This is a genomic window from Paucisalibacillus algeriensis, assembly GCF_000577245.1.
GTDB lineage: Bacteria > Bacillota > Bacilli > Bacillales > Amphibacillaceae > Ornithinibacillus.
On the sequence record NZ_CBYO010000007.1, the window covers coordinates 1 to 15,359 of the forward strand.

A 15,359-nucleotide genomic window follows, 5' to 3' on the forward strand; every position below is an offset into this window, starting at 1 on the left:
AAGCACGCTAGCTTTTAGAATTTCTTTTAAAATAGAAAAAACAGGGTTGTTTTTTCTTACATACTGGTTGTTTTGTTCAGTTTTCAAGGAGCAAATTCTTTGTCGTTGTTTTAGCGACAAGAAATATCTTACCACACTAGCAAACTTAAAGTCAATCATTTTTTGAAGTTTTTTTTAATAAGTTTTAACTAGTTATTGCGGCAGAAATATAATATACCATGAATAAGTACCTACCGCAACACTTAAATATATCCAATTTTATCCATTACTATCATTAGTCCTTTTACCAATTATGAAGATACAATAATTTTAATGTATCTATAAGAATGCAAATAGCACTATGAACCCCTAACACTTCTGAGAAATCTACGATACATCTTTAGAACTTTTACCATAAAGTTTGAGGAGGTATTATATAGAATAAACTAAAATACTTCCTCAATATCTTCTAAATATATATCTATTTATCTTGATTTAAATGAACCCTGTCCTAAGATCCCAAACATATGAACATCGATTCTATATTATCTTCCTACCCAAAAATCGCTCCATCCTAACAACCGCTTCCTGCAACTGCTCAATCGAAGTAGCGTAAGAACACCTAACATACCCTTCCCCACTCGCACCAAACGCACTTCCAGGGACTACGGCAACTTTCTCTTCCTTCAGCAAATTCTCAGCGAACTCCTCAGAAGTAAGTCCTGTTTTCTTAATAGAAGGAAATACATAAAAAGCTCCACCAGGCATATGACAATCTAAGCCAATTCGGTTTAGGGATTGAACCAACAGATTTCTTCTACGCCAATAGCTTTTCTGCATTTTATCGACTTGCTCAGAACCATTCCGTAGTGCTTCAACCGCACCAAGTTGTAGCATATGTGGAGCACACATGGTTGTATGTTGGTATATTTTCAACATGACACTCGTTAACTCTTTTGGGGCCGCAATAAATCCTAGTCGCCAGCCCGTCATCGCAAAACCTTTCGAAAACCCGTTGATTAATATTGTACGTTCGAACATTTTCGGAAGTGATGCAAAGCTGGTAAACTCTTGATCATATGTTAATTCCGCATAAATCTCATCAGAGACAACAATTAAATCATGCTCTTCCACTACTTTTGCAATGGCAGTAAGTTCTTCCTTATTCAGACATGTACCAGTTGGATTGTTTGGTGAACAGAGTAAAATTGCCTTTGTTCTTTTTGTGACAGCTGCTTCTATTAATTCTGGTGTTACTTTAAATCCATTTTCTGCATAAGTTGCAATTGGAATTGGAATACCACCTGCCATCGAAACAAGCGAAGAATAGGCGACAAAAGCAGGTTCTATAATCAAGACCTCATCACCCGGATTTAATAAAGTTCGAAACGTTAAATCTAATGCCTGACTTGCTCCCACTGTAACGATTACTTCATTCTCTGGTTGATAGGAGACATGAAATCTTCTGGTAAGATACGCACTTATCTCCTCACGTAATTCTAGCAATCCCGCATTTGCTGTATAGGAGGTATACCCGTCACTTAATGCCTCGATGGAACGGTCACGAATATTCCATGGCGTAATAAAATCTGGTTCTCCTACTCCTAGGGAAATCACTCCCTCCATGCTAGCAGCAAGGTCGAAGAATTTTCTAATTCCAGATGGTTGTAATTCAAAAGCCCTTGTTGATATGTACTTGTGATAATCTCTACTCATGGAGTAATCACCATTCGACGGTCGTCATCTTTGTCACCTTCCATAATCACGCCATCATGCTTGTACTTTTTCAACATGAAGTGCGTGGTTGTGGAAACAACACTATCTATAGTAGATAACTTTTCGGAAATAAATAGCGCGATATCTTTCATTGATTTCCCTTCAACTGATACCGATAAATCATAGGTCCCTGACATTAAATATAAGGATTTCACTTCCGGATAACGATAGATTCTTTCAGCCACTTCATCAAAACCAACGCCACGCTTAGGAGTAACCTTAACATCCACCATCGCTACAATTGCTTCCTTACCTTCTATTTTGCTCCAGTCAATAAGCGTTGGATAACTAACAATAATTCCTTCTTGCTCTAATTTCTTAATATGGTCCTTTACCTCTTCCTCGTCCAATTGAAGTTGTTCTCCAATAGACTTTGTGGAGACTTGATGATTTTCTTCCAGTACTTCTAGAATATCTAGTTGTTCTTGTAAAAGCTTCATTGTATTTTCACCTTTCGATTGGAAAATTAACCTTCAGAAAATAGTATAATCTATAATTACACCCTCAACCATCTTTTCTTTGATTTCATTTATATTTTCTAAAACATAACCCATTCGACAAAATGCGATAAAAACCGTGAAGTGACAGGCACCACTAAACTCCTTCTACCGCTTCATTAGATAGTCGGTATATTATTTGATACAATATTACAAGTTAAGACATATAATGTGAATTTAAACGGCGCCGTTTTTTTGGTGTTGTTTATTGTAGAGGAGAATGACGATGGAAGTAATTAGAGTAAAAGATTATGATGCAATGAGTAAGGAAGCAGCTTCTTTCTTAGTAGAAAGAATAAATCGCCTTAAGAATCCGATATTGGGATTAGCTACTGGTTCCACACCTGAAGGACTTTATAAATGCCTTATCGAAGAGTATAAACAAGGTAACGTGTCATTTAAAGATGTAAAATCATTTAATTTGGATGAGTATGTTGGCTTAGAAAAAAATGACCCAAATAGCTATTACTATTTTATGAAGGATAAACTATTTGACCATGTGGATATTTCACTAGACCATGTTCGTGTTCCAAATGGTGTTGCTACTGATTTACAACAAGAATGTGTGGATCATGAAGAAGCTATTAAGGCTGCGGGTGGAATTGATGTACAGTTATTGGGTATTGGTGCAAATGGTCATATTGGATTCAATGAGCCTGGAACACCATTTACTAGTAAGACACAGGTGGTTGATCTAGAGGAATCAACGATTCAAGCAAATTCTAGATTCTTTAACTCCATTGAAGAAGTGCCAACACAAGCAGTCTCCATGGGGATTGAAACCATTATGAATAGTAAAGAAATTTTGTTACTTGCATCTGGTGCAAGTAAGGCAGGTGCTCTTGCAAAGTTAATCAATGGTGATGTGACAGAAGACGTTCCAGCATCTGTCTTGAAAAATCATCCAAATGTAACCGTGATTGTGGATGAAGCAGCATTTGCTGTAGTAGATGGGAAATAAGATTTCATATTAGCGCTCCGGCTGAGGCCAGGGCGCTTTTTTTATGGAATGATATACAACTGAATTGGAAAGCTAATAAGAAACTCCGTATTATCCTATTAAATTTTGTCAACAACTATTTTGCCAAATTACGATTAACATTCCATTGCTCCTATGGTAAAAAACTCCTACGATAATAGTAAGGATTTATTATAAATACTACATGTTGAAAGGGGTTTATTTTTATGGCTGAAAAAAATGGTTTACGTGCTAAGACACAGCGATTTGGTAGTTACTTAAGTGGAATGGTTATGCCAAATATCGCTGCATTTATTGCTTGGGGACTAATTACAGCGCTATTTATTCCAGATGGCTGGTGGCCAAATGAAAGTATTGCAACATTAGTTGACCCAACGATTAAATATTTACTTCCACTTTTAATTGCGTTTACAGGTGGACGAATGGTTTATGATTTACGTGGTGGTGTTGTTGGTGCCACTGCTGCAATGGGGGTAATTGTTGGGGCAGATGTTCCTATGTTCTTAGGTGCCATGATCATCGGTCCATTAGCTGGTTATTTAATGAAGAAAGTCGATCAATTATTCCAGCATCGAGTTCGTCAAGGATTTGAAATGCTTTATAACAACTTCTCTGCAGGTATTCTTGCTGCTATTCTGGCAATCTTCGGTTTATGGGGAATCGGACCAATTGTAGCAGGATTAACAAACTTACTTGCATCAGGTGTAGAAGTAATTGTTGGTGCTGGTTTATTACCACTAGCAAACATTATTGTTGAACCTGCCAAGATTTTATTCTTAAACAATGCGATTAATCATGGTATTTTAACACCACTTGGTTTAGAGCAAGCAGCAGAAGCTGGTAAATCCATTCTATTCCTAGTGGAAGCAAACCCTGGTCCTGGATTAGGTATCTTGCTTGCCTTTACAATCTTTGGAAGAGGTGCATCAAGAGCATCTGCACCAGGTGCGGCAATTATTCAGTTCTTTGGTGGGATTCATGAAATTTACTTCCCATATGTATTAATGAAACCAGCATTAATTTTAGCAGCAATCGCTGGTGGTGTGAGTGGTGTATTCACATTCCAAATCTTTGACGCTGGACTTGTAGCAGCATCATCACCAGGAAGTATTATCGCGGTATTAGCCATGACTGCAAAAGGTAGTTACGTTGGTGTAATCCTAGGTGTGGTTGTTGCAGCAGCTGTTTCCTTCATTGTTTCTGCAATTATCTTAAAATCAAGTAAAGCAGATGAAAAGGACTTATCAGAAGCAACTGGTAAAATGGAAGAAATGAAAGGAAAGAAAAGCTCTGTATCCGGAGTGTTAGCGAACAATACAACAGAAGCAAAAGAATCTGAAGTACCTGTAAAAAAAGAAGAGGATGTTCAGAAAATCATCTTCGCCTGTGATGCCGGAATGGGATCCAGTGCAATGGGAGCTTCTTTACTAAAGAACAAATTCAAGAAGGCTGAGATTGATATCTTTGTTACGAATAAAGCAATCAATGAAATTCCAAGTGATGCCGATATCGTTATCACTCACAAAGACTTAACCGATCGTGCAAAAGCAAAAATCTCCTCAGCAGAGCATATTTCAGTTGAGAACTTCTTAAATAGTCCAAAATACGATGAGTTAGTGAATCGTTTTAAAAACTAAAATTAAATAATCATGCAAGGGGGGTGAACAGGTTTGAATTTTTCAAGTCGAGAGCGAGAAATTATCACGTTTCTATTAAATGCGGAGAAAGACACTACCGCTAAAGCAATAGCAACAGAGCTAGGCGTTAGTATCCGAACGGTCCACCGTGATCTAAAAAGTATTGAGGGATTGCTTTCTCATTACAACTTAGAGTTAAAGAAAAAATCAGGTGTTGGCCTGCATATTAGTGGGAATGATGTTGATAGGGTTGCTTTTCAGCAGGTCATTTCCAATGTGAATATAGTTGACTTTTCACCAGAAGAAAGACGGACCATTATTCTAGCGACACTACTAGAAATGAATGAACCAATCAAACTGTTCACCCTTGCAAATGAATTAAAAGTAACCGAAGCAACAATCAGTCTTGATTTAGACCAGTTAGAACAGGAAGTATCCCTGTTTAATCTAACGCTCATTCGAAAAAGAGGCTACGGTGTTGAAATAGTAGGAAATGAAACGGATAAACGAGCGGCATTAAGTAATTTAATTGCCAAATATGTTGATCCGTTTGAATTTGTTTCGTTAATAAAAGAGAATATCCAGAAAGAAACTACCCATCAATTAAATGCGATTTCTAGTCGATTATTGGATTTCATTAATCCTGAAAGACTGAACATAATTGAAAAGGTAGTAGAAGATGCACGCGATGAATTACCATATGAGCTTGCGGATAGTGCTCATATTGGCCTCGTTGTTCATCTTGCTCTAGCTATAGAAAGGCTGCAAAAAGGAGAGACAATTAAGTTTGACCAAACCTTTTTACAGCAAATTGAAACAACAAAAGAATATGCGATTGCAAAAAAGATGATAGAAAAACTGGAAGGTAAGTTGCAGCAATCAATCCCAGAGGATGAAATTGGCTACATCACCATGCATCTTATGGGAGCAAAAGTACGAGTGGATCAGGACTATTTATTAGAAGAATCTAGCATTGACATTGCATTTCAAGCAAGATCTTTAATTCACTACGTAAGTATCGGTGTTGGTGTTGACCTTACAAACAACTCAAGCTTATTACATGATTTAGTCGCTCATTTAAAACCGGCAATCTACCGGTTACAGCAACATATGCGGATTGTAAACCCATTGCTTAAAAATATAAAAAATGATTATCAGGATTTATTCCAGCTAATTCAGGAAGGTGTACAGGAAACATTTCCAGATATGGAGTTCCCAGATGACGAAATAGGCTACCTTGTCTTACATTTTGCTTCCACCCTATTACATGATAGAAAATCCGATTTGCGAGCTTTGGTCATTTGTTCGACTGGAATTGGAACGGCAAAAATGCTCTCGACAAAACTCATACAAAAGGTACCAGAAGTGAAACAAGTTGATAATCGATCATTTTTTGATTTGAAGCATTTAGATCTTGATACATATGACCTCATTGTTTCAACTATTCCGCTTAATGGGTTCGAAGGAAAATATATTCAGACCTCCCCCATGTTAACAAATGATGAAATTCATCGAATAAGGAAAATGGTTAATCAAAAGAAGCTTACCTTCCATTCGAAAACGAACAACTTGCCTTTTACCAGTGCAAATACGGATAAGCGAGATATGATGACGGATTTGGAAACATTAGCGAATTACTCGCAGGCAGTATTAGACCTATTACGCTCCCTACATATTCAGAAAATGAAAGACAACCAAACACTAGAATCTATTTTACAAGAGGCTGCGTCGAGATTAGAGCAGGAAGAAAGAATCATTAATCGAAATAATATTATTAAAAAGTTGCAAGAGAGGGAAAAGCTAAGTGGACTAGGAATTCCTGGCACAACTGCTGCGCTATATCATACTCGGTCAAAGGATATTATCAAGCCGACATTTAGTGTCTATACTCTAGCATATCCATTAACGATACAAGGAATGGATAATGAAAGCATGACAATCAACACTATTTTATTGATGCTTGCCCCAGAAAAGGCACAGCAAGAAGTACTAGAAGTATTTAGCTTTCTTAGTAGCCTACTAATTCAAGATGAGAATAGCCTCAAGCTATTTTCTTCAGGTGACCAAGAAAAAGTGAAGTCCTATTTAACAGAGGAATATCGAAAATTTCTTTTAGAAAAAAATCTATTATAAGAGGAGTGCATCATGGTATGGCAAACGAAATTTTAAGTGTAAATAATATAAAGTTAAATCAATCATTTAGTGGGAAAGAAGAGGCGATTCGTTTTACCGGTCAGATTCTTGTTGATAACGGACATGTAGAAGCACCGTACGTAAAGAAAATGCTAGAAAGAGAAAATTTGACATCCACCTTCATGGGAAATAACGTCGCAATCCCCCACGGTACAGAGGATGCACGGGATCTCGTTCTAAAAACAGGTCTATCGGTCGTAACGGTACCTTCTGGCGTGGACTTTGGAGATGGAAATATTGTTAAAGTATTAATTGGAATTGCTGGAAAAGGTGACGACCACTTAGAGGTACTTTCCAATATTGCAATTGTACTTTCCGAAGAGGAAAATATCCAAAAAATAGTGAATGCCAGCTCAGAAAAAGAAATCATTCGCATTTTCGATGAGGTGAACTAAATGTTAGCAGTTCATTTCGGAGCAGGTAATATTGGCCGAGGCTTTATCGGCCTCTTATTATCCCAAGCAAACTATGAAACCATATTTGTCGATGTAAACGCAGCTATTGTTGATGAAATAAATCATAAACGGGAGTACAATGTTGTGCTAGCAGCGGAAGATAGTCAAATTGTAACCGTTAAAAATGTGTCCGCCATTAACAGTGTCGCCAACCCTGAGAAAGTAGTTGAAGCAATCTCCAAAGCAGACTTGATCACAACTGCGGTTGGCCCAAATATTCTCGCGATCATATCTGAACTTATCGCAAAAGGATTAAGTGAAAGAGCAAAAACAAACAAGAAACCCTTAAACCTTATTGCATGTGAAAATATGGTCGGTGGTAGTACCCTATTAAAAGAAAAAATCTATGGTCACATTTCCAATGAGGAGCATTCAGTATTCGATGAGCTATACGCCTTTCCAAATGCTGCCGTTGACCGAATTGTACCGAACCAAGTAAATGAAGATCCTTTAGAAGTGTCAGTCGAACCTTACTTTGAATGGGTGGTAGAGGAACCAGCATTCAAAGGGAAACCACCTAAGATAGACGGCGTAACTTATGTACGAGACTTAAAGCCTTATATTGAACGAAAATTATTTACCGTTAATACAGGTCACGCAGTACCCGCTTATGTAGGTCACCAATTAGGCTACAAAACCATTTATGAAGCCATGCATGATCAAAAGGTACAAGAAATTATCAAAGGGGCATTAGCCGAATCCGGCGAAGCAGTCATCCAAACATATGGCTTTGATCGAGAAGAACATCAATCATACATCGAAAAAATTATTGACAGATTCCAGAATCCATATATCTCAGACGAGGTAACACGAGTTGCCCGCGGTCCAATCCGCAAACTCGGAGCCAACGACCGTTTAATTCGTCCTGCAAGCATGTATATGGAAGTAACAGGTGGAAAAGAGCCTATTTATTTAGCTAAGACAATCGTTGCAGCCCTTAAGTTTGAAAATGAACAGGATGCTGAAGCAGTAAAATTGCAGCAAGTGATTGCTGAGCAGGGTGTTGAAGCAACACTTAAAAAAGTTTCAGGACTAGATACAGATAGTCCTTTAGTAAAGGTGATTTTGAGGGAGATTGGTTAGAATGACGCTTGGCAATCGAAAAGTGTGCACATATAATTAATTGCATTTTACTGGCCCAATTTACTTCAATATAACCCCCTATTGATTGATAATTCGTCGTATGAATTACCAATCAATAGGGGTGTTTTAGTTCAGAAATCTAAATTTTCAATGAAACTGCATGAGCTATCTCTTATGCTTCAATACTTCGTTCTCCATTTCCGCGCTAATCATTCTGAAACTCGCGCGGCATGTACAGGTTGATGCGGGAGACTAGAGCTTTTGTGCACTTTAATGTATACCTCGTGCGATTCTATACACCCTCCAATTAATTAGCTAACGGAGGATCGTCATACAATGTGAAAAAGTAAAGTATTTTTCACTGGTCTTGAACCAACTCTGTGTTTCATCCCAGAAGTTAGCATCTTCTGTTTCTTCGTCTATCATCCATTGCCCCTAGCACATCATCATCTTTTTTGTTCTTACGTCTATCATCCATTGCTCCTAGCACATCACCATTTCTTCTGCCCTTACGTCTATCATCCATTTCTCCCAGCACATCATCATCTTTTCTGTTCTTACGTCTATCATCCATTGCTCCTAGCACATCATTATTTCTTCTTTTTCTACATCTATTAGACCTCACTCCTAGCACATCATTATCTCTTCTATTCTTACGTCTATCATCCATCGCTCCTAACACATCACCATTTCTTCTGTCCTTGTGCCTATCATCCATTTCTCCCAGCACATCATCATCTTTTCTGTTCTTACGTCTATCATCCATTTCTCCTAGCACATCATTATTTCTTCTATTTCTACATCTGTTATTTCTTGTTCCTAGCACGTCACCGCCATTGTTTCTTCTTGTCATGATACCTCTTCCTCCTTTTCTATTTGCTTTTACCATATTCAATTTCTTGTAATATGAAACGATATTCATCACGACTTTAACGTCTATTTATTGATGGTATCGCCGTAAGTACTGGAATCTAAAGCACAAATACTGCACCTTTCTCAACGAAGAATAATCACCGTCTGCATACTTCCTCAAGGATTTTGTTAATTTAATCTTGATAATAGTTAGAAAATTGTATATAATCAACCTAAGGAAAATTGTACTACAATATTGTAGTTAAACATATAATATTGTAAACGCTTACTTTTACAAGGGGATGAGGTTATGGATGGTACGACTACATTAGGCTTTATATCGATATTGCCGCCACTAATAGCGATTGTTCTAGCTTTTTGGACGAGGGACACCATTTTTTCCTTAGCAATTGCTTGTGTGGTTGGGATACTTCTAGCCGGGGAAGGATTACTAGGTTTTCCAAACCTAATGAAAGAAGCATTAGGAAATGAGAGTTTTTCTTGGATTTTTCTATTAGAGATCTTTATTGGTATTTTAATTGCATTCTTCCAACGGACGGGTGCAATTGAAAGTTTTGCTAATTTAGTTGGGAAAAAACAAACATCTAGGAAAAGTATTGGAATAACTGCATGGTTTATGGGGCTATTTGTATTTTTTAGTGATTATTTTAGTCCTGTATTTGTAGGGTCCACCATGAGGAAAGTGACAGACAAGGTAAAAATATCTCGTGAAAAGCTTGCCTATATTTGTGATTCAACTTCCGCACCGGTCAGTGTTATTGTACCAATTACGGGTTGGGCTGTATTTATATCAGGGCTTTTAATTGGAATGGGACCAATTCAGAACGAAACACAGGCACTGGAAGTATTTACAAAGTCTATCCCATTTAATTTCTATGCCATTCTATCTGTATTATTAGTTGGTCTATTGGCCGCTGGATTCGTAAAAGACTTCGGACCAATGAGAAAGGCAGAGGAACGAGCGTTGAAGGAAGGAAAGCTCATACGTGATGGCTCTACACCTTTAATTTCCAAAGAGTTGACAAATATTAAACCATATTTCCAAGATCGACTTTTAAGTATCAAATGGAATTTCATTCTACCTGTCATAGTCATTATCACCATCGCGGTTGGTACATACATTGGTCTTGGCTCCGCAAAAACGATGGAGGCATTTTTAGCTGCGGTTATTCTATTAGGAATTGCCATGCGAATTCAAGGTATTCCGTTCAAAGATATTATGGAAACAGCCATGAGTGGTATAAAAGGAATCATGCCAGCCGTTATGATTTTAGCTTTTGCGTATACCATTAATTTACTGAGTGAAAAGATGGGGACTGCTACTTATTTAATTGAAGCAACAGAATCCTGGTTAAATCCAGGATTACTTCCTGCAATCACCTTTTTATTAGCTGCTATCATATCCTTCTCTACTGGTTCGTCTTGGGGAACATTCGGGATTATGATACCAATTGCTGTACCAATTGCGATTGGTTTTGCAGGTGGCGATATTAACACCGTTGTACTAGCAACTATTGCTGCCGTTGCAGGTGGTGGAGTCTTTGGTGATCATTGTTCTCCTTTATCGGATACCACTATTTTAGCTTCTACTGGAGCTGCAGTTGACCATATTGATCATGTTCGCACGCAAATACCATACGCTATTATTGTTGGAATCATTGGATTAGCAATCTACTTAATGTTAGGTCTATTAGGATCATAGTTTAGGAGGATATAAGATGAAAATTATTGTACTAGGTGGTTCGGGTTTACAGGGGCGTGCGGCTTTACTAGATTTAGGCAAAAGTCCTCATGTTTCCGAGATAGTATGTGCAGATGTTTCGTTTGAGGGGATTAAAAGTTTTCAAGACTATTTAAATATGGATATCCTAACTCTGCGAAAAACTGATGCCAAATCAATGGAAGATCTGGTAGCGCTTTTTAGTGAAGATGCTGATGTAATCATTGACTTGCTACCAAAGGGATTTAATGAAACTACTGCACTCGCCGCAATCGAAGCCGGGGTGCCTCTCGTCAATTGTTCGTATGCAAGTGGACTATCCAATACCGTATACGAGATGGCATTAGAAAAAGGGGTAACCATCATGCCAGAAGCAGGGCTTGACCCTGGAATTGATTTAGTATTATGTGGCTATGGTGTTAGCCAGTTAGACCAAGTAGATGATTTATTTTCCTATTGTGGAGGTATTCCAGCTAGTGATGCAATTGATAATCCACTAAACTATAAAATTTCTTGGAATTTTGATAGTACCCTAATGTCTTACCAACGTCCGGCATTGATGCTACGGGATAAAGATATTATTGATATTGCTGGGGAACATCAACATGATGAGGAGTGGATTCATCCTATTTCAGTTAACGGAATTGAAGGACTTGAAACGATTCCAAATGGGAATGCGATAAATTTTGCTAAACAATTAGGTATTGAAAATCAAGTTCAAAATACAGAGCGAAGAACAATTCGTTGGCAGGGGCACGCTAACTTTTGGAGAAATATGGTTGGGTTAGGATTTTTAGAGAAGAAGGCTATAGAAGGACTTCCTGGAGAAGTAACACCATACCAGTTTATGTTAAAACATCTAGAACCTCGACTTCAATACAAGGATCATGAAAAAGACCTAGTTTTAATGAAAAATATTATTAGAGGGAAGAAAGATGGGAAAGACATTGAAATCGTTTATGAAATGATCGATGAACGCGACATTGAAACAGGATTATTTGCCATGAACCGCACGGTGGGCTATACAGCAAGTATCGTGGCGCAAATGATTGGTAATCAAACCATAACAAAAAAAGGAGTACTTTCTCCAACCACGGATATTCCGTATGAATTGTTTATTGAAGAAATAGGAAAAAGGGGAATTATAATAGAAGAAAAGAAACGTCAATTAAATAATTCCCCCGCTTGATGAAACTTTTTAACTCTAGATTTATACTCATCTATTGTTCCAGTAATATGTTTTGCTAATAAAGATGAAAATAAAGCTTGGTTTTTTTCGACAAGATAGTTCACTAACATCTGATGCTCCTCAGGGCCTCGGGTGTCTTTTTTTTGATAAAAATGATCGTATAGTGCTAAGTAAATATGTGTTTGATTAATCATTTTTTCGGTGTTGTATTTTAAAAATCGATTGTTACAACCTTGAATTAATATAGAGTGGAACCTTATATTTATATGAATATAAGCTAGAAAATCTTTTTGCTGATGGCTAGTTTGTTCAGCCTTAATCAGTGCTTGTAATTCGGCAATCTCTTCTGCCGTAATCCATGCCATAATATTCGCAGTTGCCAGTCCTTCTAATTGTTGACGATGAATGAATGCCTCCGCGATCTCATCTACCGATGGATTAACCACTTGAGCACCTTTATTCGGCAGTATCGTAATAAATCCTTCATCCTCCAATTTAGCAAAAGCTTGACGTATTGGTGTTCGGCTAATGGATAACGATTCAGAAATATCATTTTCCACTAGTTTTTGACCGGGAGCGAGCTTTTGTTCATATATAGCATGCTTAATTGTTTGGTATACATGTTCCTTCATCGATTGCCTAGTCATAAATAGCCCCTCTAAAGAAAAAATATATTACTATAATTATAGATGAAACTTAGATAGAAATCATTAGGTAAAATTTACGAAGAATGGAAACGATTACGGTAATAAGATTATGTTTATGCTATCCAAGCAAAAATCGAGCAATAATTCTCTAGTCGATTTATGTATACTGTGAGAACTGTAGAACAATTTCACTTGTCCCTGTAACTGTTCATTCTTCCACACTACAAAAAGAGTAGACAACATGATCTACTCTCCTTCTCAAACTATAATTTTAGGTTTTATAATTGCTATTGACGATTAAAAATAAAACCTCCTTATTCAATAACCTGATAACTTCCATCTTCATCATGCACTTCCTCCCCAGTAAGCGGAGGGTTAAACACACAAACTAGGCGAAGGTCCGCAGTAGTTGCTCTAAGAAAATGTCTATCATTCTCGTTCAATGCATAAACTGTTCCTGGTGCAATTTGATATACTTCTCCAGTTTTATCTCCATTCTCATCAGCCAATTCTACTTCGCCTTCCCCTTCTATGCAGTAACAAGCTTCCAAATGATTTTTATACCAAATGTATGTTTCAGTTCCCTGTTTTACAAGCGTATCTGTCATCGAATATCCCATTCCATCTGATTTAATTAATAATCTTCTACTATTCCATGTTTCACCATGTACATCATGTTTTGTGTTAAACACTTCAGCAAGTTTTTTTACGATCATAAGACTCATCCACCTTTTATAATTTTAAGTTAATTTTGATTATAGACAATTTTACAACTTTAATTTATAATCTGCAACAAGAACATCTTTTTTATAAAACATCATTTCAAATAGTGAAACGAGGAGGAGATTTAGTTGGGCACAAACGCAATACTGATAACAGAATTAGTTATTTACTTTGCACTAATTTTTGGGGTTGGGCTGTACTTTGGTCGGAAGAAACTTGATCACGCTGACTTCTTACTTGGAGGTAAAAAGCTTCCCGGTTGGGCACTTGCTTTTTCAGAACGGGCAACTGGTGAATCATCTTGGCTATTACTAGGGTTTACTGGATTTGTATTCGTAAGTGGACTATCTGCTATATGGGTAATTGCCGGAATGGGACTTGGAATTATATTTTCATGGGTGTTCTTAGCGCGAAAATTTATGGAAGAAACGGACAAACATAAAGTACTAACCCTCCCAGACTATTTAGCTGTTCGCTTTCCAAGACACGGGAACAGAATTCGTTATATGGCGACTCTTTTAATTCTCGTATTCTTCACCTTCTACTTAGGTGCTCAATTAGCCGGGGTAGGAAAAACATTGCTTACTACTTTCAACATGCCTCCAATAGTCGGGATTCTACTATGTGCTTCAGCTATAATTGTAACCGCTTTCGTAGGTGGGTTTGTATCTGTTGTTTGGACAGATATGGTACAAAGTGTTCTTATGTTATTAGCTTTAGGGATTATTCCAATTCTTGCATTTATTCAAATTAGCACAAATGATATTTCTATAACTAGCGCGCTTCAAGAAGCAGGTAACGGTGTTGACTCATGGACAGGTGGAGTTACAGGATTTGCTTTTGCCCTCCTATTTTTCAATAACTTCACTTGGTTCTTTGGATATTTAGGAGGACAACCACAACTAAGTTCACGCTTCATGGCATTAAAAAACAAAAAAGAGGTAAAAACAGCAAGTATTACAGCAATCATTTGGATTTTCATTGCGTTCTTTGGTGCATTTTTAATTGGAATTACCGGTATCGCATTATATAATGCATCCGATTTTACTGATGTGGAAACATTATTCCCTACTATGATTTTAGACTTAACTCCACCATGGATTGCCGGAATTCTATTGTCTGGTATCCTTGCCGCAATGATCACCACTGCCAACTCACAAATAATGGTTATTGTTAGCTCCGTTAGTGAGGACATCATGCACAAAGGTTTAAAAATGAAATTAAAAGAAAGAGATTGGGTACGCGTTTCACGTATTGTCGTTGTTGGTGCTGGGCTATTAGGATTAACCATCGCCTTAACTTCCGAATCACTTGTATATAGTGTTGTAAGCTGGGCATGGGCTGGAGTTGGCGCTACATTATCACCAGCCATTCTACTAACATTTTTCTGGAAAAAATACTCTGGTGCAGGGGTGCTTGCAACCATCATATCAGGTTTAGTTGGAACACTTATATGGATAAACTCACCACTAGAAGAGATTATTAGTTCACGCTTTACCACATTTTTTATCGCAGCAGTATTCGGGATTGCTTTCAGTTTAATATATCCTGAAGTTAAGAAATCACAAGCTGATAACGAATTAATAGAAAGTGTAAATTAAGAGGGAA

General features: G+C 37.4%; 13 protein-coding genes. 8 read left to right on the top strand and 5 right to left on the bottom strand.

The annotated features are described in order from the left end of the window. Positions 1-519 precede the first annotated feature (519 nt). On the bottom strand, positions 520-1,695 hold the full coding sequence (locus tag TY11_RS04700; protein WP_042143465.1) for an aminotransferase: 1,176 nt from the start codon (positions 1,693-1,695) through the stop codon (positions 520-522). Next, complete coding sequence (locus TY11_RS04705) at positions 1,692-2,195, bottom strand: Lrp/AsnC family transcriptional regulator (protein WP_042143468.1); 504 nt, start codon at positions 2,193-2,195, stop codon at positions 1,692-1,694. The genes TY11_RS04700 and TY11_RS04705 overlap by 4 nt, the downstream gene beginning before the upstream one ends. A 283-nt stretch (positions 2,196-2,478) precedes the next feature. On the opposite strand from TY11_RS04705, the gene nagB reads away from it, so the two are divergent. The 5 genes from nagB (at position 2,479) to TY11_RS04730 (ending at position 8,599) form a co-directional block, all read left to right on the top strand. Continuing rightward, the gene (gene nagB, locus TY11_RS04710; protein WP_042143470.1) at positions 2,479-3,213 is read left to right on the top strand and encodes a glucosamine-6-phosphate deaminase; all 735 of its coding nucleotides are present in this window, start codon (positions 2,479-2,481) and stop codon (positions 3,211-3,213) included. 224 nt (positions 3,214-3,437) lie between these two features. Continuing rightward, complete coding sequence (locus TY11_RS04715) at positions 3,438-4,868, top strand: PTS mannitol transporter subunit IIBC (protein ID WP_042143472.1); 1,431 nt, start codon at positions 3,438-3,440, stop codon at positions 4,866-4,868. Between the two features lie 33 nt (positions 4,869-4,901). Continuing rightward, positions 4,902-7,001, top strand: a complete 2,100-nt coding sequence (locus TY11_RS04720) for a BglG family transcription antiterminator (protein ID WP_042143475.1) — start codon at positions 4,902-4,904, stop codon at positions 6,999-7,001. A gap of 17 nt (positions 7,002-7,018) precedes the next feature. Next, a complete protein-coding gene (locus TY11_RS04725; RefSeq protein WP_042143477.1) occupies positions 7,019-7,456 on the top strand; it encodes a PTS mannitol transporter subunit IIA in 438 nt (145 codons plus the stop codon). After that, positions 7,457-8,599 (top strand): mannitol-1-phosphate 5-dehydrogenase, encoded by a 1,143-nt coding sequence (locus TY11_RS04730; RefSeq protein WP_042143479.1) that lies wholly within the window; start codon positions 7,457-7,459, stop codon positions 8,597-8,599. It begins immediately after the preceding gene. A 397-nt stretch (positions 8,600-8,996) separates the two neighbouring features. Here TY11_RS04730 and TY11_RS04735 read toward each other — a convergent pair whose 3' ends face one another. Next, the gene (locus tag TY11_RS04735) at positions 8,997-9,452 is read right to left on the bottom strand and encodes a hypothetical protein (protein ID WP_052345729.1); all 456 of its coding nucleotides are present in this window, start codon (positions 9,450-9,452) and stop codon (positions 8,997-8,999) included. Between the two features lie 309 nt (positions 9,453-9,761). Here TY11_RS04735 and TY11_RS04740 point away from each other — a divergent pair, with 309 nt between their 5' ends. Together TY11_RS04740 and TY11_RS04745 are read left to right on the top strand one after the other, a co-directional pair. After that, a complete protein-coding gene (locus TY11_RS04740) occupies positions 9,762-11,174 on the top strand; it encodes a Na+/H+ antiporter NhaC family protein (protein WP_042143481.1) in 1,413 nt (470 codons plus the stop codon). Positions 11,175-11,190: 16 nt separating this feature from the next. Continuing rightward, entirely contained in the window at positions 11,191-12,381 is a 1,191-nt protein-coding gene (locus TY11_RS04745; RefSeq protein ID WP_042143482.1) for a saccharopine dehydrogenase family protein, read from the top strand. On the opposite strand, the gene TY11_RS04750 is transcribed toward TY11_RS04745, so the two are convergent. Both TY11_RS04750 and TY11_RS04755 read right to left on the bottom strand, forming a co-directional pair. Continuing rightward, positions 12,357-13,028 carry a GntR family transcriptional regulator gene (locus tag TY11_RS04750; protein ID WP_052345730.1) on the bottom strand — a complete coding sequence of 224 codons (672 nt, stop codon included), beginning with the start codon at positions 13,026-13,028 and terminating at the stop codon, positions 12,357-12,359. The two genes, TY11_RS04745 and TY11_RS04750, sit on opposite strands and share 25 nt — an antisense overlap. Before the next feature lie 314 nt (positions 13,029-13,342). Further along, entirely contained in the window at positions 13,343-13,744 is a 402-nt protein-coding gene (locus TY11_RS04755) for an ectoine synthase (RefSeq protein WP_042143484.1), read from the bottom strand. A gap of 135 nt (positions 13,745-13,879) precedes the next feature. On the opposite strand from TY11_RS04755, the gene TY11_RS04760 reads away from it, so the two are divergent. Further along, positions 13,880-15,352: a sodium/proline symporter gene (locus TY11_RS04760; protein WP_042143487.1), complete on the top strand. Its 1,473-nt coding sequence runs from the start codon at positions 13,880-13,882 to the stop codon at positions 15,350-15,352. Positions 15,353-15,359: the final 7 nt, after the last annotated feature.